This is a genomic window from Streptomyces sp. NPDC058308 (assembly GCF_042880275.1).
In the GTDB taxonomy this organism is placed as follows: domain Bacteria; phylum Actinomycetota; class Actinomycetes; order Streptomycetales; family Streptomycetaceae; genus Streptomyces.
This window is the reverse complement of sequence record NZ_JBHVZA010000005.1, coordinates 1-23,836: the sequence shown is the minus strand read 5'-3', so window position 1 is coordinate 23,836 and position 23,836 is coordinate 1. Positions and strand designations below refer to the sequence as shown.

Annotated in this window: 23 protein-coding genes and 1 rRNA gene; 18 read left to right on the top strand and 6 right to left on the bottom strand. The window is 70.5% G+C overall.

The genetic code is table 11. The annotated features are described in order from the left end of the window. Nucleotides 1–68: 68 nt before the first annotated feature. Nucleotides 69–1,646, top strand: a complete 1,578-nt coding sequence (locus ACFVYL_RS09070; RefSeq protein ID WP_389714005.1) for an FAD-binding oxidoreductase — start codon at nucleotides 69–71, stop codon at nucleotides 1,644–1,646. A 54-nt stretch (nucleotides 1,647–1,700) separates the two neighbouring features. Here ACFVYL_RS09070 and ACFVYL_RS09065 read toward each other — a convergent pair whose 3' ends face one another. The 3 genes from ACFVYL_RS09065 to ACFVYL_RS09055 all read right to left on the bottom strand — a co-directional run bounded on the left by ACFVYL_RS09065 (nucleotide 1,701) and on the right by ACFVYL_RS09055 (nucleotide 4,345). Then, nucleotides 1,701–2,420, bottom strand: coding sequence for a phosphatase PAP2 family protein (locus ACFVYL_RS09065; protein WP_389714004.1), 720 nt, complete (start codon nucleotides 2,418–2,420; stop codon nucleotides 1,701–1,703). A 248-nt stretch (nucleotides 2,421–2,668) separates the two neighbouring features. Beyond that, the gene (locus ACFVYL_RS09060) at nucleotides 2,669–3,682 is read right to left on the bottom strand and encodes an NlpC/P60 family protein (protein ID WP_389714351.1); all 1,014 of its coding nucleotides are present in this window, start codon (nucleotides 3,680–3,682) and stop codon (nucleotides 2,669–2,671) included. A gap of 201 nt (nucleotides 3,683–3,883) precedes the next feature. After that, a complete protein-coding gene (locus tag ACFVYL_RS09055; RefSeq protein ID WP_389714003.1) occupies nucleotides 3,884–4,345 on the bottom strand; it encodes an ATP-binding protein in 462 nt (153 codons plus the stop codon). Nucleotides 4,346–4,537: 192 nt separating this feature from the next. Between ACFVYL_RS09055 and ACFVYL_RS09050 the strand changes: the two genes are divergently transcribed. The 10 genes from ACFVYL_RS09050 to ACFVYL_RS09005 all read left to right on the top strand — a co-directional run bounded on the left by ACFVYL_RS09050 (nucleotide 4,538) and on the right by ACFVYL_RS09005 (nucleotide 14,724). Beyond that, nucleotides 4,538–5,383: a helix-turn-helix domain-containing protein gene (locus ACFVYL_RS09050; RefSeq protein ID WP_389714001.1), complete on the top strand. Its 846-nt coding sequence runs from the start codon at nucleotides 4,538–4,540 to the stop codon at nucleotides 5,381–5,383. A 10-nt stretch (nucleotides 5,384–5,393) separates the two neighbouring features. After that, a complete protein-coding gene (locus ACFVYL_RS09045; RefSeq protein WP_389714000.1) occupies nucleotides 5,394–5,588 on the top strand; it encodes a DUF397 domain-containing protein in 195 nt (64 codons plus the stop codon). Between the two features lie 152 nt (nucleotides 5,589–5,740). After that, nucleotides 5,741–5,992 carry a DUF397 domain-containing protein gene (locus ACFVYL_RS09040; RefSeq protein WP_389713998.1) on the top strand — a complete coding sequence of 84 codons (252 nt, stop codon included), beginning with the start codon at nucleotides 5,741–5,743 and terminating at the stop codon, nucleotides 5,990–5,992. A gap of 214 nt (nucleotides 5,993–6,206) precedes the next feature. Further along, nucleotides 6,207–6,887 (top strand): DUF4232 domain-containing protein, encoded by a 681-nt coding sequence (locus tag ACFVYL_RS09035; protein ID WP_389713996.1) that lies wholly within the window; start codon nucleotides 6,207–6,209, stop codon nucleotides 6,885–6,887. A 494-nt stretch (nucleotides 6,888–7,381) separates the two neighbouring features. After that, the gene (locus tag ACFVYL_RS09030) at nucleotides 7,382–7,690 is read left to right on the top strand and encodes a hypothetical protein (protein ID WP_055570172.1); all 309 of its coding nucleotides are present in this window, start codon (nucleotides 7,382–7,384) and stop codon (nucleotides 7,688–7,690) included. A 283-nt stretch (nucleotides 7,691–7,973) separates the two neighbouring features. Further along, nucleotides 7,974–8,822 carry a hypothetical protein gene (locus tag ACFVYL_RS09025; protein WP_389713994.1) on the top strand — a complete coding sequence of 283 codons (849 nt, stop codon included), beginning with the start codon at nucleotides 7,974–7,976 and terminating at the stop codon, nucleotides 8,820–8,822. Then, nucleotides 8,812–10,167, top strand: a complete 1,356-nt coding sequence (locus tag ACFVYL_RS09020) for a hypothetical protein (RefSeq protein WP_389713993.1) — start codon at nucleotides 8,812–8,814, stop codon at nucleotides 10,165–10,167. The genes ACFVYL_RS09025 and ACFVYL_RS09020 overlap by 11 nt, the downstream gene beginning before the upstream one ends. Beyond that, nucleotides 10,164–11,723: an SCO6880 family protein gene (locus ACFVYL_RS09015; protein WP_389713991.1), complete on the top strand. Its 1,560-nt coding sequence runs from the start codon at nucleotides 10,164–10,166 to the stop codon at nucleotides 11,721–11,723. Before ACFVYL_RS09020 ends, ACFVYL_RS09015 begins: the two co-directional genes overlap by 4 nt. Nucleotides 11,724–11,744: 21 nt before the next feature. Continuing rightward, the gene (locus ACFVYL_RS09010; protein ID WP_389713989.1) at nucleotides 11,745–13,145 is read left to right on the top strand and encodes an ATP-binding protein; all 1,401 of its coding nucleotides are present in this window, start codon (nucleotides 11,745–11,747) and stop codon (nucleotides 13,143–13,145) included. Next, nucleotides 13,135–14,724: a type IV secretory system conjugative DNA transfer family protein gene (locus ACFVYL_RS09005; RefSeq protein WP_389713988.1), complete on the top strand. Its 1,590-nt coding sequence runs from the start codon at nucleotides 13,135–13,137 to the stop codon at nucleotides 14,722–14,724. The genes ACFVYL_RS09010 and ACFVYL_RS09005 overlap by 11 nt, the downstream gene beginning before the upstream one ends. Before the next feature lie 72 nt (nucleotides 14,725–14,796). Here ACFVYL_RS09005 and ACFVYL_RS09000 read toward each other — a convergent pair whose 3' ends face one another. Beyond that, on the bottom strand, nucleotides 14,797–15,528 hold the full coding sequence (locus ACFVYL_RS09000; RefSeq protein ID WP_389713987.1) for an SDR family NAD(P)-dependent oxidoreductase: 732 nt from the start codon (nucleotides 15,526–15,528) through the stop codon (nucleotides 14,797–14,799). A 112-nt stretch (nucleotides 15,529–15,640) separates the two neighbouring features. Between ACFVYL_RS09000 and ACFVYL_RS08995 the strand changes: the two genes are divergently transcribed. Beyond that, the gene (locus ACFVYL_RS08995; RefSeq protein ID WP_389713985.1) at nucleotides 15,641–16,666 is read left to right on the top strand and encodes a LuxR C-terminal-related transcriptional regulator; all 1,026 of its coding nucleotides are present in this window, start codon (nucleotides 15,641–15,643) and stop codon (nucleotides 16,664–16,666) included. Here ACFVYL_RS08995 and ACFVYL_RS08990 read toward each other — a convergent pair. Further along, nucleotides 16,663–17,349: a TetR/AcrR family transcriptional regulator gene (locus ACFVYL_RS08990; protein WP_389713984.1), complete on the bottom strand. Its 687-nt coding sequence runs from the start codon at nucleotides 17,347–17,349 to the stop codon at nucleotides 16,663–16,665. The genes ACFVYL_RS08995 and ACFVYL_RS08990 overlap by 4 nt on opposite strands. Before the next feature lie 67 nt (nucleotides 17,350–17,416). Here ACFVYL_RS08990 and ACFVYL_RS08985 point away from each other — a divergent pair, with 67 nt between their 5' ends. The 6 genes from ACFVYL_RS08985 (at nucleotide 17,417) to ACFVYL_RS08960 (ending at nucleotide 23,647) form a co-directional block, all read left to right on the top strand. Then, nucleotides 17,417–18,949, top strand: a complete 1,533-nt coding sequence (locus tag ACFVYL_RS08985; RefSeq protein WP_389713982.1) for an MFS transporter — start codon at nucleotides 17,417–17,419, stop codon at nucleotides 18,947–18,949. A 129-nt stretch (nucleotides 18,950–19,078) separates the two neighbouring features. Then, complete coding sequence (locus ACFVYL_RS08980) at nucleotides 19,079–19,684, top strand: NADPH-dependent FMN reductase (RefSeq protein ID WP_389713980.1); 606 nt, start codon at nucleotides 19,079–19,081, stop codon at nucleotides 19,682–19,684. A gap of 224 nt (nucleotides 19,685–19,908) precedes the next feature. Then, nucleotides 19,909–20,859 (top strand): ATP-binding cassette domain-containing protein, encoded by a 951-nt coding sequence (locus tag ACFVYL_RS08975; RefSeq protein WP_389713979.1) that lies wholly within the window; start codon nucleotides 19,909–19,911, stop codon nucleotides 20,857–20,859. After that, nucleotides 20,856–21,674 carry an ABC transporter permease gene (locus ACFVYL_RS08970; RefSeq protein ID WP_389713977.1) on the top strand — a complete coding sequence of 273 codons (819 nt, stop codon included), beginning with the start codon at nucleotides 20,856–20,858 and terminating at the stop codon, nucleotides 21,672–21,674. The genes ACFVYL_RS08975 and ACFVYL_RS08970 overlap by 4 nt, the downstream gene beginning before the upstream one ends. A 36-nt stretch (nucleotides 21,675–21,710) precedes the next feature. Continuing rightward, on the top strand, nucleotides 21,711–22,979 hold the full coding sequence (locus tag ACFVYL_RS08965) for a sensor histidine kinase (RefSeq protein ID WP_389713975.1): 1,269 nt from the start codon (nucleotides 21,711–21,713) through the stop codon (nucleotides 22,977–22,979). Then, the gene (locus ACFVYL_RS08960) at nucleotides 22,976–23,647 is read left to right on the top strand and encodes a response regulator (RefSeq protein ID WP_389713973.1); all 672 of its coding nucleotides are present in this window, start codon (nucleotides 22,976–22,978) and stop codon (nucleotides 23,645–23,647) included. The genes ACFVYL_RS08965 and ACFVYL_RS08960 overlap by 4 nt, the downstream gene beginning before the upstream one ends. Nucleotides 23,648–23,742: 95 nt before the next feature. Here ACFVYL_RS08960 and rrf read toward each other — a convergent pair. Then, nucleotides 23,743–23,836 (bottom strand): 5S ribosomal RNA (rrf, locus tag ACFVYL_RS08955); the annotation flags it as partial.

Below are 23,836 nucleotides of genomic sequence, written 5' to 3'. Positions count from 1 at the left end.
TGCCCGCGCGGGCGGAACCCCGGCGCCCCGCAGACCGTCTCGTTCTCCGGGAAGCAACGGGAGGCGCCATGGAACGACGTACATTCATCGGCACAACGGCGGCCACACTGGCCGCCGCCACGGTCGCGGGCTGCACCAGCGGCGGCTCGGGCGGTGCGAGCGCACAGAACAGCGGCAACACCGGCGCCAGTACCAGCGGCACGCCCATCAGAACGTCCAGCGCCGCGGCCACCTCGCCCGCCACCCTCAAGGCACTCGCCCGCGATCTGGACGGCCTTCTCGTCCAGCCCGGCGAGGCCAAGTGGGCGGCGGCCCGCCAGCTGTACAACACGCGCTTCGACGACCTGAAGCCCACCGCCGTCGCGTACATCGCGCACCCGGACGACATCCGCACCGCCCTCAAGTACGCCCGCGCCCACCGCACCCCGGTCGCGATACGCAACGGCGGCCATTCGTACGCGGGTTGGTCCTCCGGCACGGGCCGGCTGGTCATCGACGTGTCGAAGCTCAGTGGGATACGGGCGAGCGGTGGCAGCGCCACCATCGGCGGCGGCGCCAAGCTCATCGACGTCTACCGCTCGCTCGCCGCGAAGGGCGTCACCCTCCCCGCGGGCTCCTGCCCGACCGTCGGCATATCCGGGCTCACGCTCGGCGGCGGCCACGGCGTGGTCTCCCGGGCGTACGGGCTGACCTGCGACAGCCTCACCTCCGCGACGCTGATCACGGCCGACGGCAAGCAGCTCACCGCCTCCGCATCCGAGAACAAGGACCTCTTCTGGGCGCTGCGCGGCGCGGGCAACGGCAACTTCGGCGTCGTCACCGAGCTCACCTACCGCACGCACGCCGCGCCCCAGGGCGTGTCCGCGTACATGACCTGGCCCTGGTCGAAGGCGGCTGCGGTCGTCAAGGCGTGGCAGGCCTGGGGCCCCGGCCAGCCCGACGAGATCTGGTCGTCCCTCCACCTGGCGAACACGCCGGGCGGCACCCCGACCGTCTCCGTCGCGTGCTTCTCCCTCGGTACGTACGGGGAGTTGCAGAACGCCGTCGACCGCCTCGCCGACAAGATCGGCGCGCCCGCCCGCAGCGTCTCCTTGAAGCGGCGTACGTACGAGGAGTCGATGGAGGTGTACGCGGGCTGCTCGTCGTTCCCCACCGACGCCCAGTGCCACCTGCCCGGCACGACGCCGGGCCGCACCCCGCAGGGCGCCCTCAACCGTGAGACGTACGCGGCCAGTTCGGACTTCTACGACCGCTCCCTCTCCGCGGCGGGCATCCGCACGCTGCTGTCGCAGATCGAGAACGTGACGGGCGCGGGCGCGGGCAGCATCGCGCTCACCGCGCTCGGCGGCGCGATCAACCGCGTCGACCCGACCGCGACGGCCTTCGTGCACCGCCGCTCGCGAATGCTGGCGCAGTACCTCGCGTCGTGGCGGGCGGGCACGTCGGGCAAGCCGGCCCAGGCATGGCTGAAAAAGGCGCACGGGGCGATGGGGCGGTACGCGTCCGGTGCGGCGTACCAGAACTACACCGACGCCACGCTGACGAACTGGCGCGAGGCGTACTACGGGGACGCGGCACCGCGCCTGAAGAAGCTGAAGAAGCAGTACGACCCGGGCCGCTTCTTCGACTTCCCCCAGGCGCTGTAGCCCTCCCGGGCCGGGGGAGGTGAAGAGACGGCCCCTCCTCCTCCCCCCGGGGACCTACGCGGCGAGGTCCCGCTCGTCCGGCTCCGCCGCGGCCGCCTGGGACGGCGACGACGCCGTCCCGCTCAGGGGCGCCGCGACAGGAGCGACTTTCCGGTCCCACACCAGCCACCCCGCGCGCCCGCTCCGCCCGACCATCTTGGTGAGCGGCGTGAGCAGCGCCATGGCGAGCGGTGAGAGAAGCAGGACGACGGCGGTGCCGAGCGCGAAGCCGCCGACGACGTCCGTCGGGTAGTGCACGCCCATGAAGACCCGGCAGAAGCCCTCCAGGGCGGCGAGCCCGAGGCCGACGAGCCCGAACTTCCGGTTGGCGACGAAGAGTCCGGCGCCGACGGCCATGGCGAGCGTCGCGTGGTCGCTGACGAAGGAGTAGTCGTTCTTGCCGTCCACCAGGAGCTCGACCCCGGGGTGGTCGCGGAACGGGCGCGGCCGTTCCACGAAGCTGCGGATGGGGACGTTGACCAGGACGGCGAGGCCCGCGGCGAGCGGTGCCCAGACGACGGCGGCTACCGACGACGCGGCGTCGTCGAGGGTGGCGCGTCTGCGCTGGCCCCACCAGCACCACACCACGAGCAGCACCAGGGCGATCAGCAGCCCGTACTCCCCGACGAACGCCATGGCGTCGTCGAACCAGGACGGGGAGTCCTTCGCCAGGTCGTTGATGTCGTAGAGCAAGCTGACGTCGGGGTTCGACCCGGATTCATCGAGTCCAGCCATGGCGCTGCGGCCCCTTGTCTCCTAGCCCGTGGGCGCACCTTTCTGTGCGCCCGTTCCATCAACCCCCGTGGTCGGTCCAGTCAAGGGAACGCCCTGCCCCCCGCCCTACGTTCCACTCTCCACCGAAAGATCACTGAGACGTTACCGAAGAGAGACTCATCGCCGCAGCTCAGAAGAGTGTACTAACAGAGAGTTCAAGCCACATCACCCCTCGCGCACGCTTCCGCAAGCCCCCGTACGAGGGATTCTCAGACCTCTGACGGCTTGTCCGGCAAGGCCTTGGCACCGTCCTCCGTGACACGGGTCGCGCCAAAATAATCAGGGGTGTCGACCGGGTCGAACCGGATCACGGCGCCCGGCCGGGGGGCGTCGATCATGTAGCCCCCTCCGACGTAGATCCCGACGTGCCGGATGGCGCGGGAATTGGTGAGGTCGTCCGAGAAGAACACCAGGTCACCCGGGAGGAGTTCAGCCCTCTTGGGGTGCGGTCCCGCGTTGTACTGGTCGTTGGCGACGCGTGGCAGCGTGATGCCGACGGTGCGGTAGGCGGCGAGGGTGAGCCCGGAGCAGTCGAAGCGGCCGTTCTGGTCCGCGGTGCCGTTGCCGCCCCACAGGTACGGGGTGCCGAGCTTCTTCTGCGCGAAGTAGATGGCCGCGGCCGCCTGCCGCGAGGGCTCGACCCTGCCGACGGGCCGCGCGAAGCTCTTGGAGAGGTTGGTGATGGTCTTCACGTAGTTCTGGGTCTCGCGGTAGGGCGGCACGCCGCCGTACTTGATGACGGCGTACGCGCCCGCGTTGTACGCGGCGAGCATGTTCTTCGTGGGGCTTCCCGGCGCGTCCTTCACGTACCCGGCGAGCTTGCAGTCGTACGACGCGGCGGACGGGATCGCGTCCTTCGGGTCCCAGATGTCGCGGTCCCCGTCCCCGTCGCCGTCGAGGCCGTGCGCGGCCCACGTGCCGGGGATGAACTGCGCTATCCCCAGCGCCTTGGCCGGGCTCTTGGCGCGCGGGTTGAAGCCGCTCTCCTGATAGAGCTGGGCGGCGAGCAGCGCGGGGTTGATCGCCCTGCAGAGATTGCCCCACTTCTGCACGAGGGGCTGGTAGGTCGCGGGCACGGCACCTTTGGCGAGCCCCACGGTCTCGCCACCGCCCGCGCCGCCCGCGAGGCTTCCCGCGGCCATGTACGTCCCGACGACGAGCAGCGCGATGAAGCCGAGGGCCCCGCCGATCCCGACGGACGCGACCAGCCACGCCTTACGCACCGTCAACCACCCCTCACCCGCCGGCAGCCCACCGGCGCTCAGTGTAGAGGCCCCGTACGACAGTGACAGGAGCCATTGCCCGAGAAACTTCCGGAACTTCACGAACCCCGCGCTCCTCGCCCCCACCGCCCGACGTGACGTACGGCTTCCCTCCACACCCCCGCCCCGCCCCCGGCGATCCGGAGCCCCCGCCCCGCACCGTCAACGAGGTGCGGCCCCGCCCCGCCGCCACGGGGACCCGGGCGTGACCTCGGCCCACAACAACTTCCCCGCGTCCCCCTCGCCGACGGGGTAGGCCCCCCACCGGTCCGCGCAGGACCGCACGAGATGCAGCCCCCGCCCGTGCTCCGCCATGCCCGGCGGATGGTGGCCGGGCACGCGGTCCTCCACAAATCCCGGCGGGATCTGCGGATTCGAGTCCCATACGGCGACGCGGATCCCCTCCGGGGAGGAGGAACGGAGCCGCAGGGCGTAGGGCCCCACGGTGTGGCAGTGCGCGTTGTTGAGCAGCTCCCCCGCGAGAAGCTCCGCGGTGGGCACCAGCTCCCCGAGCCCGTACGTCTCCAGAACCGCGCGGAGGGTGACCCGGGCGATGCGGGGGGCTCGGGGGTCATGGGGGAGCTGGAGGGTGTAGGTCCAGGGCGGCGATACGGTTGGGTGCACGGAAGTCTCCGTCGTGAGTGGGGAGTTGCCGGATGAGCCCCAGTGACGATGCCGCTCTGTCGGGCGGGGTCTTCTGGGTGGTGGCCTGAGTTATAAGGTAGCCAGCTTCCGATAAGGCGTTATCGATATTGCGTAAAAGGGCCGCCCTACCACTCATGTGGGTGACCAGGTGTGGCGAGAGGCGAGCGAACGGTGAGATCCCATCCGACGGGTCGTCAAGTACGACTCGGCGCAGAGCTGCGCAAACTCCGCGAACGGGCGGGCCTGACGTCCACCGAAGCGGGTCAACTGCTGGGCGTGAAGCAGAACCAGGTCAGCAACATGGAGTCCGGCCGCATGGGCGTGAGCCCCGAGCGTGTACGGATGCTGGCCTGCCATTACGACTGCCCGGACCACGAGCTCATCGACGCCCTTGCCCGCATGACGAGCGACCGCACGCGCGGCTGGTGGGAGCAGTACCGAGAGCTGCTGCCCGGCTCCTTGCTCGACCTCGCGGAACTGGAGCACCACGCGAAGGCGTTGCGTGACAGTGTCACCGCACGGATCCCGGGCCTGCTCCAGACCCATGATCATGCCCGCGAGATCTTCCGTCAGGCGGTCACCGAGCTGTCCCCGCCGGACATCGAGCACCGGCTGTCGTTCCGCATCAAACGCCAGGCAGTCCTGTACGAGCAGAACCCCGTCCCGTACGAAGCCGTGATTCACGAGGCCGCTCTGCGCATGAAGGTGGGCGGCCCCAGGGTGGCCATGCAGCAACTCCGGCACCTGCTCGACATGAGCGAGCGCAGCGACATCGTGTTGCGCGCGATCACCTTCGACGTCGGCGCCTACCCCGGCTCAGGACAGTCGATCTACTACGTACACGGCCCCGTACCCCAGCTCGACTCCGTCTACCTCGACCAGTCGCACGGCCTGGCATTCCTCGACGCCGAGGCCCAATTGCACAAGTACCGATCCCTCTTCGGACGGCTCGACGCAGTCGCACTCACCCCCGGTAAGACCCGGGACCTCATCCATAACGTCATGCAGGACCTGTGAAGGAGCACCCGTGAACCCCAGTTGGCAGAAGTCGTCCTACTGCTCCGAGGGCAGCTCGTGCATACACGTCGCCGTGACAGCGACCAACACCATCAGACTCACCGAAAGCGCCGACCCCACCGGAGCAATAGTCCGCACCACTCCCACAGCCTTCGCGGCGCTGATCCGCAACGCCAAACAACCTGCGGGCGCCGAACTCACCTGAGGGGACGTGGGGATATGTACGCACGGAGCACCGAGCATCCTCCGGCGTCTTTGTCCGTGTGACGTGACGCAGGGATGGCGAGTACGTACATACCCCCGCGGCCCCGCCCCCGCACCCGCACGCACGACGAAGAAGGGACGCCCACCCACACCATGACCGAGACCCCGAGCCCCCGCCCCGCCATCCCCACCGACCTCGACTGGATCCGCGCCGCCCCCGAGGACGAGCCGGGCCCCGGCCCCTGGATCGAGATCGCCTTCGGTGAGGACGACGCGGTCTACCTCCGGGAGACCAGCGACCCCGACAACGTCGTCACGACGACGCGGAAGAAGTGGGACGCCTTCGTACTCGGCGTACAGGCGGGCGAGTTCGACCACTTCGTGGAGGGCGTCGACCTTTCCTGACGTCCGGACATGATCGTCACGTTCCAGGACAGCGTTCCAGGGAACCGGCGTTCCCCCAGGTCAGACCCCTCGCACGCATTCCAGCGTTCCTGATCCACCGGCATCCCTTGCCCCGTCCGAGCGGCACCCGCTTCGCTGTTCACCAGGCCGGACAGCACGGCCTCGCAGCACCGCGAACATCCACCGCTCACACCACTCACTCACGGGGACCCCCATGAAGCACGCCCATGCCACCAAGACCCTTCTCGCAGGCCTCGCCCTGATCAGCGCCCTCGGCCTGACCGCCTGCAACGGGGACGACAGCGGCAGCACGGACGCGGCCCCCGCCGGCTCCTCCAGCGGCCAGCCGAACGGGAGCGGCTCCGGCGGCAGCGGAAGCGGGAGCAGCAGCAAGGGCGAGGAAGGCAGCGACGCCGGAGGAACAGGCACCGCAGCCGGCACCGGCTCGAACAAGGGCGGCAAGATCGGCATCTGCCGCAGCGACGAGCTGGAGGTGACGGCCGTCGACAACAGCACCGACAAGACGGAGGGCGTCGTCACCGTCCAGTTCAAGAACGGCGGCGGCCGCGACTGCGCCATCAACGGCTACGCGGGCGTCGACCTGAAGTCGGCCACCGGCGAGACCATCTCCGTGGACCGCAACGGCGAGCCTGCCACCCCCGACACCCTCAAGGACGGCGAGTCCGCGGCCTTCAACATCACGTTCCCCATCAACAACAGCGGCGGCTCCGGCGTGCGCATCGCCAAGATCCTCGTGACGCCGCCGAACGAGACGAAGACCGTCACCATCGCCTGGCCCGCCGGCACCCTGCCGGTGAGCAACGGCGAGGACGCCGGCGGCACCAAGCTGGCCATCGGCCCGGTCGTCAAGGCCAGCGACTCCCCCGCGGGCTGAGGTAGCCGAGGGACCCCTGTGGCCAGAGAAACGTGCTGGTCACAGGGGTTCAAGCCCTCTGCCACGCCCGATTGACGCACCCCCAACCAACCTCGATGGTGGGGGGAATTGGGCGTTGGGCGACCGCCCGAGCGCGGGGCGCCACCCGCCCCCGGCCCGCTCCTCCCCAGCGGGCCACCGTACGCAATCGAGCCGACGGTGCGAGGCTCAGCACCGCCTACCGCTCCACCGACCGCTCCTCCGTGACCCGCGGGTCAACCGGGCTCGGGCTCACTTAACACCTGGTCAGAGGCACGCCGGGCCGTCATTGCCCGGCGTCGTACCGCGTGATACACAGAGTCACCAGACGTCACGTACGAAGAAACGCACGAAGTCAGCCAACGAATGGCGCCAAGCCGACATGCGCAGGCCCGATTGTCGGCGAGAATGAGCTGTCCTCTGTACTGAGGTAGGCAGAGGTGCCAGAACAACCCACTAGGGGCGGTGAGTTACACATGCTTATGGCAGCCGAAAAGGGCGACATCACCACCATCATCGGCGGGATCGCCCCCGACTGGGGTCCCTTCGGGAGCCTGGGCAACGAGGCACGCGTGATGATCGAGGTCGTGATGGCGATCGCCATCCTCCTCTGTCTCGGCATCGCGATCTGGGGCGCGGCGAAACAGCGCATCGGTGCGACGGCGTTGCGTGACACGTTCAGCGCGGAGCAGGGCAAGGGCCTGATCATCGCGGGGCTGACCGGCGTCTTCATCATCGGCTCGCTCGGCACGCTCTTCACGATCGTCTACGGCATGGCGGTCTAGTACGTCCCGGCGCAGGCCCGCGGTCCCCCGCCCGCCTCCGCCCGTCCCCCCACCCACGTCCCCCACCACCCACGTCCCCCTCCCCCTGTCCCTCTCTCCCCTTCTCCCCCGTCCCCTCCTTCTCCCTGTCCCCACTCCCCCACCCGTCCGTCGTGCCCACCGGCTGAGGTTGCAACTCCCTGATGTCGAGTCACCACACCGCGCCCGCGCGGGAACCAGCACGGCTACCGTCATACGTGTCCTACGTGACGGTCCAGCGAGAGGTTGAGGGGGCGTACGCGGCATGACTCCCGACGACGACCGGAACGACGGCCTCTTCTTCGGCGGCTCGGGCGAGACCCGGACGCGGCTTCCCGAGGGGGAGGGCGGGGGCGACGACGTCTACGGCAGCCCGCGCAGATCCGGCCGGTCCGGCCGGACGTCTTCGCGGAGCCTGGTCACGGTCGTGGGCGTTGTGGTCCTGCTGATCGCCGCGATCGCGTTCGCCAACCGGGGAGGGGACGATTCCTCTTCGGACAGCGGGGACGGAAAGAAGCCGGATGCCGCGCCGACGGCTCCTTCGGGGGAGAGGCCGGTCGGGGGCAAGCGTGGGGGGATCCCTGCGGGGTTCGCTCATGATGAGCAGGGGGCGCAGAGTGCGGCGTCCAACTATGCGGTGTCGCTGGTCTCGGCAGACATCCTCAAGCCCGACCGCAGAACCGAGATCGTCAGGCAGCTCTTCGTCGCCGACAAGGTGAGTGAGCTGGAGGGCAAGTTCAACAACACGTACTCCAAGGAGTTCCTGGGCAAGATCGGTCTGGACGAGAAGGGCAACCCCGCCCCCGGGCAGACATACGTCTCGCGCACCGCGCCTGTCGGCACCAAGACCACGGCGTACTCGGACAGTGCCGCCACGGTCGAGGTCTGGTGCACGGGCGCCTTTGGCACGGCAGGCCAGGACACGACGAACCCGGTCAGCAACGACTGGTTCACCCTGACACTCAAACTGCGGTGGTCCGGTGGCGACTGGAAGGTCGAGAGCTTCCAGTCGAAGGACGGCCCTGCTCCCGTGAACGGCGACAACAAGATCTCCACGGCCGACGAGATCGCCAAGGCCGTCCAGGAGTACGGAGGGTTCACGTATGCCCGCTAGCCGTCGCGTACTGAAGTTCACCGCCGTCGCATCAGCTGTGCAGATTTCGGCGGTCCTGCTGGCTTCGCGTGCCTACGCGGTACCGGAGCCGAAGGACGACAAATGTGGCCTCATCGTCGGCCCCGCCAAAAAATACTGCGAAAAAGGCCAAAGCGGCAGCTCCGGCGGCGGCAAATACCCCACCGACTCCCCCCTCCCCGACAGCCTCGACCCCCTCGCCTCCCTGGCCAAGGGCTGCGCCGACGCCGCGTCCTGGACCGTCGACAAGCTCTCCGAGGCCGTGAAGGAGACCGCGAACGTCGACTTCACGAACCCCCAGTTCCTCCAGCAGTACGCCGTCGTCTTCGCCGCGTCGACCATCCTGACGCTGCTCCTGTGGCTGCTCGCCGTCGCCAAGCGGGCGGTCCGCGGCGTGCCGCTGACGACCGCGATCTCCGAGGCCATCGGGTTCCTGTGGCTCACCGTGCTCGCGTCCGCCTTCACCCCGCTGATCCTCTACACCGTCGTCTCGGCGGCCGACGGCGTCACGGACGTCATCGCGAAGGCGACGGGCGGTCAGACGGACACGTTCTTCGGGACGTTCTCCGGCGCGCTCAAGAAGGGTGACGACATCGGCGGCGGCCCGATCATGCTGATCGTGGTCTCGCTCGTGTCGATCCTCGCCGCCGGCATCCTCTGGCTGGAGCTCGTGATCAGGGCCGCACTCCTCTACGTAGGAGCGCTCCTCGGCACCGTCGTGTACGCCGGTCTCGTCGACAAGAACCTGTGGTCGCACGTCCGCCGCTGGGCCGGGATCATGATCGCGGTGATCCTGGTCAAGCCCATCATCGTCATCGTGCTCGGGCTCGCCGGGGCGCTCTCCGCCGACGACGGTCCCGACTCGTTCTCGGCGGTCGTCTCCGGGCTCTCGATCATTCTGCTCGCCATCTTCGCGAGCGCCATGATCTACCGCTTCGTCCCGGGGTTCGGGGACGAGATCGCCGGGTCCCGCAACAACCGCATCATGCGCGGCGCCGAGAACAAGGCCGCCGCCGTGATCAGCTCCCCCGCCTCCCTCGTCTCCCAGGGCATCAAGACCCACAGTGCCCGGGGCAACGGCAGCGGCGGCGGGGCCCAGGGCGGCCAGAGCCAGGCGCGCCCCGCCAACCCCGTCGGCGGCGGCGTCGCCGCGCACAGCAGCCGCCCCACCGGGGGCTCCGGGGGCGGCGGCTCGTCGAACGGCGGCGGATCCGTCCCCTCCGCCGCGCCCCAGCCGCGCAGCAGCGCGACGAGCACGCCGCACGCGGGCAGCCGCGGCGGGTCCCGCAACAGCAGTACCAACAGCACGGGAGGTGAAGGGCGTTGACGACCCAGTCCCACGTGTCCCAGCCGGTCGCGCCCCGCCGCACATATCTGATCGGCCGCGCGCGGCCGAACGCGATCGTCGGCAAGAACCGCGAGACGGGCGAGATCGCCCTGATCATCGCGGGGGCGTTCCTCGGCATGATGTGCGGGCTCCTCGTCCCCGTCCTCTCCCTGCGCATCGTCCTGCTGACGGGCCTCCCGATGCTCGCCATCGCGGCCGTGTACGTCCCGTACAAGAACCGCACCTTCTACAAGTGGTTCGAGATCAACCGCAGCTACAAGCGCTCCCTGAAGCGCGGCACCGCATACCGTTCCGGCGCCGCCGAAGCCGGTATCCGGCTCGACGGAAGAGAGGTCGAGGTCGGGCCGCCGCCCGGCATCGGCCGCATCAACTGGCTGGCCGCGCCCTTCGGCCCCGACGAGATCGCCGTACTCCTCCACGCCGACCGGCGGACCGTCACCGCCGCCATCGAAATCGAGGGGCCGGGCGTCGGCCTGCGGGACAGCGAGGACCAGGAGGCCCTCGTCGACCGCTTCGGGACGCTCCTCAAGCACGTCGCCAACGGGGACGGCTTCGTCACCCGCCTCCAGATGCTCGCCCGTACGCTGCCCGCCGACCCCGACGCGCACGCCAAGGACGTCAGCCAGCGCGGCGACGACCGGGCCCTGCCCTGGCTCAAGGAGTCGTACGACCAGCTGCAGTCGATGGTGTCGACCAGCAGCGAGCAGCACCGCGCCTACCTCGTCGCCTGTATGCACTACTCCCGCGACCTGGCCGCCGAGGCGCAGGCGATGGCCCGCGCGGCCCGCCCGCAGGGCGGCAGGAAGCTCGACAAGGACGCCGGTCTCGCCGTCGTCATGGCGCGCGAGCTGACCGACATCTGCTCGCGGCTGCAGGAGGCGGACATCCGCGTACGGCAGCCGCTCGGCCAGGGCCGCCTCGCCTCGCTCGTGCACTCGATGTACGACCCGGACCACCCCATCGACCACATCCAGGCGATGACGAAGCGCAACGCCTGGCCCGCCGAGCTCGACGCCATGGAGCCCACCTACCTCCAGGCCAAGACCCGCGAGTCCTCCACCCGCGCCCCCTGGTGCCACTCCACGGCCTGGGTGAAGGAGTGGCCGATGACGCCCGTCGGCGTCAACTTCCTCGCCCCGCTGCTCGTCCACACCCCGGACGTGATCCGCACGGTGGCCGTGACGATGGACCTCGAACCCACCGAGGTCGCCATCGAGCGGATGCTGACCGAGAAGACGAACGACGAGGCGGAGGCCAGCCGCCAGGCCAAGATGAACCGCACGGTCGACCCCCGCGACATCGCCTCGCACTCCCGCCTCGACCAGCGCGGCGAGGACCTGGCGAGCGGCGCGGCGGGCGTCAACCTGGTCGGGTACATCACGGTCTCGTCCCGTTCCCCGGAGGCCCTGGCGCGCGACAAGCGCACCATCCGCGCCTCCGCCGGCAAGTCGTATCTGAAGCTGGAGTGGTGCGACCGCGAGCACCACAGGGCCTTCGTCAATACGCTGCCGTTCGCGACCGGCATCCGACGCTAGACGTAGAGGCAGGCTGCCCAGATGCGGGATCCGCTGACCATCCTCACGGACGCCTTCACCGCCTTCCTCTTCGGGAAGATCGAGACGACCAGGCTTCCGGTGCGCACGTCGACGGGGCAGGCCCAGGCGGTCTACCTCCCCACGGCCGCACCGGGCCTCGGCGACTCGGGCGTCATCATCGGTCGTGAGGTGTACTCCGGCAAGGGGTACATCTACGACCCGTTCCAGCTGTACGGACAGCAGCTGCCCGCACCGCACTGGCTGGTGCTCGGCGAGTCCGGCAACGGCAAGTCGGCCCTGGAGAAGACGTACGTCCTGCGGCAGCTGCGCTTCAAGGACCGTCAGGTCGTCGTCCTCGACGCACAGGGCGAGGACGGCGTCGGCGAATGGAACCTCATCGCCCAGGAGCTGGGGATAACTCCCATCCGCCTCGACCCGACGGCCGCCATGGACCTGGGGATCCGCCTCAACCCCCTCGACCCCGCGATCACCACGACGGGTCAGCTCGCGCTGCTGCGGACCATCATCGAGGTGGCGATGGGGCACGGGCTCGACGAGCGCTCGGGCTTCGCGCTGAAGGTCGCCCACGCGTACGTGAACGAGACGATCGTGGAGCGCCAGCCTGTCCTTACGGACATCGTGGAGCAACTGCGCCATCCGGAGCCGGAGTCGGCGGAAGCGATGAACGTCGCCATAGACGACGTACGGGCGTGGGGTCTGGACGTGGCGCTCGTCCTGGACCGTCTGGTCGACGGTGACCTGAGGGGCATGTTCGACGGCCCGACGACGGTGGGCATCGACCTCGACGCCCCGCTGATCGTCTTCGACCTCTCCCACATCGACCGGAACTCCATCGCGATGCCGATCCTGATGGCGATCGTGGGCGTCTGGCTCGAACACACGTGGATCCGCCCGGACCGCAAGAAGCGCATCTTCCTGGTGGAGGAGGCCTGGCACATCATCAACTCCCCCTTCGTGGCCCAGCTGTTCCAGCGCCTGCTGAAGTTCGGCCGACGCCTCGGCCTGTCGTTCGTGGCGGTGGTCCACCACCTCAGCGACGTGGTGGACGGAGCGGCGGCCAAGGAGGCGGCGGCGATCCTGAAGATGGCGTCCACGCGGACCATCTACGCGCAGAAGGCGGACGAGGCGCGGGCGACGGGGCGGGTGCTCGGGCTGCCGAGGTGGGCGGTGGAGATCATCCCGACCCTCACCCCCGGCATCGCGGTCTGGGACGTCAACGGCAACGTCCAGGTGGTCAAACACCTGATCACGGAGACGGAACGCCCCCTGGTCTTCACCGACCGCGCCATGACGGAGTCGTCGGCCGACCTCCTCCACGACGTACCGGCGGACGACGCGATGCGGGCGGCGGAGCTGGAGGCGGCGGAGCGGGCGGCGTACATGGAGCAGCATGCGGGATGAGTGGGAGCGGGGCCGGGGCCGGGACGCGCACGGACGGCCCCCGCAAGGGAGCCCTCAACGGGGCGTGCCCGACGGGCTGTTGGTGGGCTTCCTGGCCTTCCTGCTCGGAGCCACCGTGCTCGTCTGGTCGGCCACGAACCTCGCGGGCCGTTTCGCGCACGGGTCCTGGCCGGAGAAGGTCTCCTTCGGCCACACGCCCCCGGCCGTACGCCATCTGATCGGCCGGCCGCACGACGTGGCGGGCGCCTGGCCCGACACCCCGCCGGGCCAGCTCTCGGGGTACGGCCTGTTCTGGGGCCTGTTCATCGGCCAGCTCCTGATCCTGATCGTGCTGACCGTCTTCGTGCTGGGGACGGTGGCGCGGTGGCGTGCGGTACGGAGGCTCCGCCGGGAGCCGGGGGCGGGGGGAGGCCGTGCCGTAGGCACGGAGATGCGACCAGAAGGGGCGGGCGGGTGGGAGAACCGCGCCGGAGGCGTGGAGCACAGCACTCCGGTCCCGGCCCCCCAGCCGGGAGGCGGCCCCCGCGCCGGAGGCGCGGAGAACAGCCCCCCGGTGCAGAGCCCAGAACCGGAGGCCCCCCGCGCCGGAGGCGAGAAGAACAGCACCGAGTCCCCGATCCCCCAGCCGGGAGGCGCCCTCGTCCTCGGCAGCCCGACGACCCGTCGCCACCTGGCCGTCGAGGCCGTCCGGGATGCCGAGGGCGCGGCCCTCGTACTGACCTCCGACCCCACCCTGTGGGCCGAGACGAAGGACGCCCGGGCCAAGCTCGGCCCCGTCCTGCTCTACGACCCCGCCCACCTGTGCGACACCCCGGCCCGCCTGCACTGGTCCCCCACCACCGGCTGCCAGGACAAGGAGACGGCCGACCAGCGCGCCGCCGCGCTCATCGCGCCGATAAGGCCGACCGCGAAGCTGGACGCCGCCGTGGCCGACACGGCCCGGATCCTGATGCGCAGCTTCCTGCACGCCGCCGCGGTGGGCGACAAGCCCATGAAGGTCGTGCACCGCTGGTCGCAGGGCACCCAGGTCCAGGAGGCGGTACGCATCCTCCGTACGCACCCCAAGGCGTCGTCCGGCGCCGCGGGCGAGCTGGAGGCGGCCCTCACCGGGTACCCCGAACGGCGCGACATCGCCCAGGAGTTGACGGCCCGCGCGCTCTCCGCGCTCTTCACGGTCCACGTACGCGAGTCCTGCACGCCGAACCGAACTGATGCCCTCACCCTGGATTCCTTCGTCGATGAAGGGGGCACGCTTTTTGTGGTGGGTGAGGCGATCGAGGATCCCAAGTCCCACCAGGGCCCGGGTGCCATGCCCCTGCTCACGGCACTCGCCTCCAGCGTGGTCGAGCACGGCCGGCGCATGGCCGAACGGTCATCCTCCGGTCGGCTCGACCCACCAATGACGCTCGTCCTCGACGATGTCGCCGCGGTGGCGCCGCTGCCCCAGCTGCCGGAGCTGCTCGCCGCCGGGAAGGACCGCGGCCTGCCGACCCTGGCCCTGCTCCGCTCACGGGAACAGGGCAGGGCCCGCTGGCCGGACAGCGAACTCCCCCTCAGTAAAGACCGCTCACCTCAGTAAAGGCCGCTCACCGCAAACCGCCCCACCGCCCACAGCGGAAGCTCACGGCTTACCGCCTCCCACAGCGGGAGCTCACCGCTTGCCGCCGTCCACATCGAGCGTCGTCCCCGTGGTGAACGAGTTCTCCATCAGATACGCCGCCGCGTGCGCGACCTCCTCCGCCGTACCGGGACGCCCGACCGGCAGCCGCCCCGCGATCTCCGCGCGGTAGGCGCGGTGCTCCTCGGCGCTCATCAGGTGCGCGTGCGTGTCAGTGGGGCCCGGGGCGACCGCGTTGACGCGCAGCGGCGCGAGTTCCAGGGCGAGGGACTTCACCGCGGCCTCGACGGCGCCGTTGACGGCGGCGAAGGCGAAGTAGCCCGGGTCGGTCTTGCGGTAGAGATATCCGGAGACGAGCGTGACCGACCCCGTCCCCTTCGGCAGGTACGGCAGCGCCGCCCGCAGGCACCGGTACTGCCCCCACCACTTGACCTCGAAGAACTGCCGCACCTGCGCCTCGGTGAGCTCCCCGAAGGGCGCGATCACGCTGCCGGACGCGCAGGTGAAGAGGTGGTCGATGGTGCCGACCGACCCCATGACCTCCTCGACGGCGGCGCCGTCGGTGACGTCCAGGGCGCGGACGTCGGTCTCGGCCCCGGTCAGTTCCCGGATGCGCTCGGCGTGCGGCCGCACCGCGTCCGCGCTGCGGTCGGTGAGCACGACACGGGCGCCGCGTCGGGCGACGAGTTCGGCGGTGGCGAGCCCGATGCCGCTGCCCGCCCCGGTGATGACGACGGTGCTGCCGGAGAGATTCACACGAACCACTTCCCCTTGCTTCCTTTGCTTCCTTTGATTCCCAAGCCTTTGCATTTCCAGGCTTTGAGTCTCACACCAGAGGAGCGAATGAACCTTCGAAACGTCGGTGCATAATCGTGCGATGCACGATGACGCAACGGACCCGGCGACCACCTGCCGATGCGCCGAGACCGGCACCGGTACCGGCACCCGCACCGGCCCCAGTACCGGCACCGACGCCTCGCAAGCCCCCTGCGCCGAAGGCCTGACCCGCTACCGCGCCGCCGTGGTCAAGGGCTGTCTGCCGCGCGCGACGGCGCCCCACTGCCTGCTGCGCCTTGGCCTGCTGGCACCACCGCCGGACGACCCGGAGGTGCTCGTCCCCGTCTCGCCCCAGGCGGCGGAGTCCGAACTGCTGCAGCCGGTACGCGAGTTGCTCGACGTCCAGCAGGACCGGCTGCGGTCGATCAGCTCCGGGTTCTCCCCGGTCCACGCGATCTACCGGGCCGCCCGGCGGGAGTCCCAGGACTGGCTGACCGCCGTCGACGGCGCGGACGCGGTCCCCGCGCTCCTGGAACAGGCCGTACGGGAGTGCCGCTCCGAACTCCGCACGGCGCAGCCGACGGGCGAGCGCGGCCCGTACGACCTCACGGAACCGGCCCTCGTCCCCGCGGGCGTCGCGCACCGGGCCCTGTATCCGCACGCGGCCCGCACCCACGCCGCGCAGTGGCGGCAGATCCAGGACGTCGAGCGGGCGGGCGGCCGCGTACGCACCCTGCACCAACTGACCGGCCGCCTGATCATCTGCGACCGCGCGACCGCCTACCTCGCCCACCGCGACGGCACCGGCCACCGCGGCGCGGTGGAGATCCGGCACCCCGCCGTCGTCGCCCACCTCGCCGCGGCCTTCGACGACGCGTGGGAGCGGGCCAGACCGGTGGCCGAGCCGGCCGCGGGCCGCTCCCGCGAACCGCTGATCGTCGACGAGGTCCGCCGCGCCGTCATGCGGCAGCTGGTCGCGGGCCACACGGACGACGCGATCGCCCGCCGCCTCGGGGTGTCGCGGCGCACGGTCGCGGGCCATGTCGCCACGATCTCCCGGGACTTGGGCTCACGCTCCCGGGCCCAGCTCGGCTACCTGATCGCCCGGACGGAGCCCGACCTCTAGGTCCTGTCGTCGGCCCCCCGAACCCCGTACAGCCGCAGGAAGATCCCCACCCCCTCCCGTACGAGCTCCTCGACCGCCCCGTCCTCAAGGGGCAGCGCCCCGAAGTACGACTCGGCCGTCACCATGCCGCCCACCAGGAACGCGAAGTGCCGCGCCGCCTTGCGCGCGTTCGTCTCGTCGACGGCCAGCACCCCCTGCCGTCCGAGCTCCAACAGCCAGCGCCCCAGCGCCTCCTGGGAAGCCTGCGGTCCGATCCGCTGCCACTCCTCCAGGACGTCCGCGGGCAGCCGTCCGCTCTCCGGAATGATCTGGCGTACGACGGAGAAGTGCCCGGGGTGCGCCGCGCCCTGCCCGACCCAGTCGCGGGCGAGGTCGAGGAGGTCCTCGTCGATGTCGCGGATCTTGCGCAGATGCCGTTCGAAGAGCGCCTCCGCGGCCTCCGTCACCGATGCCGCGCTCTCCAGCAGCACGGCGCGGAAGAGGCCCTCCTTGTCGCCGAAGTGGTTGTAGATGGTGCGCGTGGAGACACCGGCCTCGGCGGCGATGGCGTCGATGCTCGCCCTCGTGTAGCCCTCGCGGCCGAAGACGGTGCGGGCCCCGCTCGTGATGGCCCTGCGCTTCTCCACCATCCCCTTGCGCAGGGGCTTCTGCCCCTCTTCACCCTGTTCTGTCCTGCTCGCCATCTCACCTCTCCCAGAAAAATTACAATGACCGTTGTAATTACTACAACGCTCGTTGTACTTTACTCACATGCCTACCGAGACCGCTCCGCAGGCCCCGCAACCCGTCCGCAGGGGCCGTCCCGTCCTGACCCTCCTCGTCGTCCTCCTCGGCATGTTCACACTGCCGATGGCGATGTCCGGCACCACCGTGGCCCTGTCCCGCATCGGCTCCGACCTCGACGCGTCGGGCGCGGCCCTCCAGTGGGTGGTCGTCGGCTACTTCCTCGCCGCCTCGTCCTTCATGCTCGTCGCGGGCTCGCTCGGCGACATCTTCGGCCGCCGCCGCGTCCTCACGGCGGGCGCCACGCTCTACACCGCCGGCACCCTGGGCTCCGCCCTCGCCCACCACATCCTGCTCCTGGACGCCGCCCGGCTCCTCTCGGGCGTCGGCGCCGCGGGCGTCATGGCGAGCGGCGGCTCCCTGCTCGCGGCGACCTTCACCGGTCCGGCCAGGACCAGGGTGTTCGCCGCCCTCGGCACCACGGCGGGCGTCGGCCTCGCCACCGGCCCCACCTTCGCGGGCTGGATGGTGGACGGCCTCGGCTGGCGCACCACGTTCCTCGTCTTCGCCGCCGCCGGAGCCCTCATCGTCACCGGCACCCGCTTCCTCGCCGAGTCCCGCGCCGACACCCCGCCGCACGTCGACAAGGCCGGCGCCGCCACCTTCATCGGCGGCCTCTCCCTGACCCTGTTCGCCGTCACCCAGGGCTCCAAGTCCGGCTGGGGATCAGCGAGTACGCTCCTGCCGCTCGCCGTCGGCCTGGCGCTGCTCACCGCCTTCGTACGCGTCGAGAAGCGCCTCGCCGCGACCGGCGGCCAGCCGATCCTCGACCTCTCCCTGACCCGCAACCCCGCCTTCCTCGGCTGGTCCCTCGGCGCCTTCGGACTCGGCGCGGGCACCACCGGCGTCCTGGTCTTCCTGCCCACCTACCTCCAGGGCACCAGCGGCACCACGGCACGCGACGCGGGCCTGATCCTGCTCCTGATGACCGTCCCGGTACTCGCCCTGCCCCCGCTCGGCGCCCGCCTGGTCAACCGGAACGTCCCCGCCCGCCACCTGCTCGTCCTCTCCCTGCTCCTGATCGCCGCGGGCAACATCTGGCTGACCACCCTGCACCCCGGCATCTCCACGGCCGCGCTCGCCGGTCCTCTGCTGACCATCGGCGCCGGTCAGGGCCTGTCCCTGGGCATCATCGACGCCCAGGCGCTCGGGATGGTCGAACCTGCGAAGGTCGGCATGGCCTCGGGCTTCCTCAACACGGTCCGCGGCGGCACCGGCGCCGTCATGCTCACCCTCTTCGGCGCGCTGCTGCTCGCCCTGGTGGAGGCCCGGGTCGGCTCGGCGGAGCTCGCGGGCCGCGTGACGGCCGGCGCGGGCGGTCACGCCGACCAGTTCACCGAGGCCTGGCGGATCACCCTCTGGACCGTGGCGGGTATCGTCGCCGGGCTCGCGCTCCTGGTCCAGCGGCTGTTGCGGGGGTGTCGGGGGCCGCGTCCCGTGAGGCTGCGGCGCCCAGCTCACCCAACCGGCCCGAGGCCGTGCCCGCACCCGAGGCCGTGACCGCACCCGCAGCCGCACCCGCACCCGTCGCGCAGACGCGCTGACCCCAGCACAAGTCACCCCCAGCACGAGTCACCCCAGCACCACCCACACCCGAACTCCCCCTGCCGACTCCCCAAGGAGCAAGCCATGTCCACCACGCCGCACACCACCACCTCGAACACCACCACCCCCCTCCGCCTCGCCGTCATCATCGGCTCCACCCGTGACGGCCGCTTCGGCCCCACCGTCGCCGGCTGGTTCACCGCCCTCGCCGAGCGCCACACCGGCTTCGAGCTGGACGTCATCGACGTCGCCGACCTCGAACTGCCCTCGAACCAACCGGGCTGGGGCGCCGAACGCACCCCCGCCCTCACCGCACTCGCCGAGCGGGTCGACGCCGCCGACGCGTACGTCGTCGTCACCCCGGAGTACAACCACAGCTTCCCGGCCGCCCTGAAGCACTTCATCGACCTGCACCGCAGCGAGTGGGAGGCCAAGCCGGTCGCCTTCGTCTCCTACGGCGGCCTCGGCGGTGGCCTGCGCGCCGTGGAGCAGCTCCGCCTGGTCTTCGCCGAGCTGCACTGCGCGACCGTCCGCGACGTCGTCAGCTTCCACAACGCCTGGGACCACTTCGGCGAGGGCGGCAGGGCACACGAGGAGAACGGCGCGGCCGGCGCCGCCAAGGTCATGCTCGACCAACTGACCTGGTGGGCAAAGGCCCTGCGCACGGCCCGCACGGAGAACCCGTACTAGAAGCACCGTGCGGAGAAGCCGTACCAGAAGCACCGCACCGGAGCACCGCGCGGAGAACCCGTACCAGAAGCACCCCACCAGAGCACCGCCGGCGGCGGGGCCGCCCGGCACCAGGGCGGCCCCGCCGTCTCAGGGTCACCGTCGTACTCCGGTACTACGCCAGGACCCCACATCCCGACCCAGGTCCGACGCCCGGCGCCCCCGCGCACGCCAGCATCGAAGGCATGATCAGGGCATACGGATTGACCAAACGCTACGGCGACAAGACCGTCGTCGACGACCTCGGCTTCGAGGTCCTCCCCGGCACCGTCACCGGCTTCCTCGGCCCCAACGGCGCGGGCAAGTCCACCACCATGCGGATGCTCCTCGGCCTCGACGCCCCCACCCGCGGCCGCGCCACCATCGGCGGCCGCGCCTACGCGACCCACCCCGCGCCCCTGCACGAGGTCGGCGCCCTCCTGGAGGCCCGTTCAGTCCACCCGGGCCGCTCCGCGTACCACCACCTGCTGGCGCTCGCCCACACCCACTCCATCCCGAAGAGCCGTGTGACCGCGGTCCTGGAGCTGGCAGGCATCCACGAAGTCGCCCGCAGGCGCGCCAAAGGCTTCTCCCTCGGCATGGGCCAGCGCCTGGGCATCGCCGCCGCCCTGCTCGGCGACCCCGCCACCGTCATCCTCGACGAGCCGGTCAACGGCCTCGACCCCGAGGGCGTCCTGTGGATCCGCAACCTCCTCAAGTCCCTGGCCGCAGAAGGCCGCACGGTCCTGGTCTCCTCCCACCTCATGAGCGAGATGGCGCTGACCGCCGAGCACCTGATCATTATCGGCCGCGGCAGGCTCCTCGCGGACACCACCGTCGAACGCTTCGTACGCGAGTCCGGCACCGGAGCGGTCAAGGTCGTCACCCCCGAGGCGGGCCGCCTGACCGAACTGCTCGCGGGCCCCGGCGTGCGGTTCTCCAGTGACGCCCCCGGGGTCCTGGACGTACGCGGCACGGATGCCGAGCACATCGGCCGCACCGCCGCCGCCCACGGCGTCCCCCTCTTCGAACTCACCCCGCACACCGCGTCGTTGGAGCAGGCGTTCATGGACCTCACCCGGGACTCCGTCGAATACGTCGCCACACCGAGCGCCCCCGCCACCCACAAGCCCCACTCGCAAGGAGCCGCGGCATGAGCACGCTCACCACCACCGGTCCCGCCCACCGCACCGAGTCCCAGGCCCCCGCCCCCGCGTACCGCCTGAGCGCCAAGGGCATCCTCCGCTCCGAGTGGCACAAACTGTGGACGCTCCGCTCCACCTGGATCACTCTGCTCACCGCGAGCGCCCTCGTCCTCGCCGTCGGCATCACGATGGGCGTCACCTACGACGGCGACGACGCCGAGATCGACACCATCGTCTTCACCCTCTTCGGCACCCAGCTCTCCCAGATCTGCCTCGCCGTCCTCGGCATCCTCGTCACCGCGGGCGAGTACTCGACGGGCATGATCCGGGCATCCCTCTCCGCCGTCCCGACCCGTCTGCCCGTCCTGTGGTCCAAGGCGGCCATCTTCACGGCGGTCGCCTTCACCGTGTCGTTCGTGACGAACCTCGTCACCTTCCTCGCGGCCCAGATCTGGCTCTCGGACTCGGACAAGGCACTCTCCCTCACCGACTCCGGTGTGCTCGGCGCCCTCGCGAGCAGCGCCGTCGCCCTCACCCTGCTCAGCCTGATCGCACTGGGCCTCGGCGCCCTGTTCCGCTCGGTGCCCGGCGCCATCGGCGCGTTCGTCGGCGCGGTCCTGATCCTGCCGGAGGTCCTTTCGATGCTGCCGTCCGGCGCCGTGGACACCGTCGTCAGGCACTTCCCGGCCCAGGCGGCGAGCTCGCTGGGCTCGGTCTCCCGGGTGGAGAACACCGTCGCACCGGGCACGGCCCTGTTCGCCCTCGTCCTCTGGGCCGCCGCGGTCCTCGCCGCGGCATCCGTCCTGCTCAAGCGGCGCGACGTATGAGCCCGCACAGGAATCCCGTACCGGCCCGAGGGGCCCATGCACGAGGATGAGGAGGTGACCGAGCCGCACCCCCTCACCCAGCTCCTCCAGCGCTCGGCCCAGCGGGTGCGCGCCTTCGACAGGCGCCGCCCGCTCGTCTGGGACCTGCTGGTCACCGGCTTCTTCGTGAGCGCCGCCCTCATCGACGCGAGCGGCGGCTGGCGCAACGTCGCGCCCAACAAGGACGTGCCCGTTCCGCTCGTCCTCGCACTGACCATCGGCCTCTCGCTGCCCCTGCTGTGGCGCCGCCACCACCCGATGGCGGCCCTCACCGTCATGGTGGCCACGGGCCTGGTCAGCAGCTGGACCGGCGCCATGCTCCAGGCGTCCCTCATCCAGATGGTGGTCCTGTTCAGCATCGCGATGCGACTGCCGCTCATCACACTGGGCCGGGCGGGCCTGATGATGACGGCACCGCTCGTGGTGGGCGCCGTCCGCTACCCCGAGGGCAGTTGGAATCAGCAGATCATCCCGTACGTGTGGGCGTACTCCCTCGTCGCCCTGCTCGGCATCGCGGTCCGCTCACGCCAGGACTACACCCGGGCCCTCGTCGAACGCGCCCGCCAACTGGAGGTCGAACGCGACCAGCAGGCCCAGCTCGCCGCGGCCGCCGAACGCACCCGCATCGCCCGCGAGATGCACGACATCATCGGCCACAACCTCTCCGTCATCACGGGCCTCGCGGACGGCGGCTCGTATGCCGCCGCCACCTCCCCCGAGCGCGCCGGCCAGGCCCTCGACGCCATCCGCACCACCAGCCGCCAGGCCCTCGCCGAACTCCGCCGCCTCCTGGACGTCCTGCGCGACGACGCCCCCGCCACGGCCGAACTCGCCCCCCAACCGGCCCTGACGGACCTGGATCAGCTCATCGACGGCGTACGGGCCGCGGGCCTGCCGGTACGTCACACCCTGCGCGGCCACCCCGAATCGGTGGGCGCAGGGCGCCAGTTGTCGGTCTACCGCGTGGTCCAGGAAGCCCTCACGAACACCCTCAAGCACGCCGGTCCCGACGCCACGGCTACCGTCGACGTCACCTACGGGCCCGACGGCGTCACCGTGGAGGTCACGGACACGGGTGAGCCGTCCGCATCCGGCTCCGGCTCCGGCTCCGGCAGCTACTCCGGCAGCGGCCGCGGCCGCGGCTTGACGGGAATGCGCGAGCGAACATCGTTGTACGGCGGCACACTTGAAGCGGGGCCGCGCCCCCACCCGCCCGGCGGCTGGCGGGTGCACCTCCATCTCCCGAAGGACGACGACACCCCGTGACGACCGTGCTCATCGTCGACGACCAGCCCATGCAACGCTTCGGCTTCCGCATGCTCCTGGAGAGCCAGGACGACATGACGGTGGCCGGCGAGGCGGGCAACGGCAGCGAGGCGGTCCGCACGACGGCCGAACTCCACCCGGACGTCGTCCTGATGGACATCCGCATGCCCGGCCTCGACGGCATCGAGGCGACGCGTCGCATCGTCGCGTCGGGCTCCCGCACCCGCGTTCTGATCCTCACGACGTTCGACCTCGACGCGTACGCGTACGCGGGTCTGCGCGCGGGAGCGTCCGGCTTCCTCATCAAGGACGCCCTCCCCGAAGAACTCCTCTCCGGAATCCGCGCGGTCGCCTCGGGCGACGCGGTCGTCGCGCCAAGCCTGACCCGCCGCCTCCTCGATACGTACGCGGATCGGCTGCCGGCCATGGGCACGGCGCCGTCCGACCCGGCCGACGACCCGCGCCTGTCCTCCCTCACGCGCCGGGAACGCGAAATCCTCACGGTCATAGGCCAGGGCTGGACGAACGCGGAGATCGCTTCTCGTCTGCACCTCGCGGAATCGACGGTGAAGACACACGTGGGCCGCATCCTCGCGAAGACAGGAACACGGGACAGGGTTCAAGCGGTCATTCTGGCGTACGACACGAAATTGGTGAGCCCCTCGTAGCCAGCACAGGCAGCACAGCCAGCACAGAATAAGCGCCCCCTGAACGCAGAAAACCCCCGCACCAATGGTGCGGGGGTTTCCCATTTCTAAAATGAGTTCGGCGGCGTCCTACTCTCCCACAGGGTCCCCCCTGCAGTACCATCGGCGCTGTGAGGCTTAGCTTCCGGGTTCGGAATGTAACCGGGCGTT

What these genes read in the sequence shown, in the direction of transcription:
- ACFVYL_RS09040 (WP_389713998.1), top strand. Translation starts at nt 5,741, where the DNA reads ATGACCGAGACCCCGAGCCCCCGCCCCGCCATCCCCACCGACCTCGAC.
- ACFVYL_RS08965 (WP_389713975.1), top strand. Translation starts at nt 21,711, where the DNA reads ATGCACGAGGATGAGGAGGTGACCGAGCCGCACCCCCTCACCCAGCTC.
- ACFVYL_RS09035 (WP_389713996.1), top strand. Translation starts at nt 6,207, where the DNA reads ATGAAGCACGCCCATGCCACCAAGACCCTTCTCGCAGGCCTCGCCCTG.
- ACFVYL_RS08990 (WP_389713984.1), bottom strand. Translation starts at nt 17,349, where the DNA reads ATGGCGAGCAGGACAGAACAGGGTGAAGAGGGGCAGAAGCCCCTGCGC.
- ACFVYL_RS08995 (WP_389713985.1), top strand. Translation starts at nt 15,641, where the DNA reads ATGCACGATGACGCAACGGACCCGGCGACCACCTGCCGATGCGCCGAG.
- ACFVYL_RS09065 (WP_389714004.1), bottom strand. Translation starts at nt 2,420, where the DNA reads ATGGCTGGACTCGATGAATCCGGGTCGAACCCCGACGTCAGCTTGCTC.
- ACFVYL_RS09025 (WP_389713994.1), top strand. Translation starts at nt 7,974, where the DNA reads ATGACTCCCGACGACGACCGGAACGACGGCCTCTTCTTCGGCGGCTCG.
- ACFVYL_RS08985 (WP_389713982.1), top strand. Translation starts at nt 17,417, where the DNA reads ATGCCTACCGAGACCGCTCCGCAGGCCCCGCAACCCGTCCGCAGGGGC.
- ACFVYL_RS09070 (WP_389714005.1), top strand. Translation starts at nt 69, where the DNA reads ATGGAACGACGTACATTCATCGGCACAACGGCGGCCACACTGGCCGCC.
- ACFVYL_RS09005 (WP_389713988.1), top strand. Translation starts at nt 13,135, where the DNA reads ATGCGGGATGAGTGGGAGCGGGGCCGGGGCCGGGACGCGCACGGACGG.
- ACFVYL_RS08975 (WP_389713979.1), top strand. Translation starts at nt 19,909, where the DNA reads ATGATCAGGGCATACGGATTGACCAAACGCTACGGCGACAAGACCGTC.
- ACFVYL_RS08980 (WP_389713980.1), top strand. Translation starts at nt 19,079, where the DNA reads ATGTCCACCACGCCGCACACCACCACCTCGAACACCACCACCCCCCTC.
- ACFVYL_RS09030 (WP_055570172.1), top strand. Translation starts at nt 7,382, where the DNA reads ATGCTTATGGCAGCCGAAAAGGGCGACATCACCACCATCATCGGCGGG.
- ACFVYL_RS09010 (WP_389713989.1), top strand. Translation starts at nt 11,745, where the DNA reads ATGCGGGATCCGCTGACCATCCTCACGGACGCCTTCACCGCCTTCCTC.
- ACFVYL_RS09020 (WP_389713993.1), top strand. Translation starts at nt 8,812, where the DNA reads ATGCCCGCTAGCCGTCGCGTACTGAAGTTCACCGCCGTCGCATCAGCT.
- ACFVYL_RS08970 (WP_389713977.1), top strand. Translation starts at nt 20,856, where the DNA reads ATGAGCACGCTCACCACCACCGGTCCCGCCCACCGCACCGAGTCCCAG.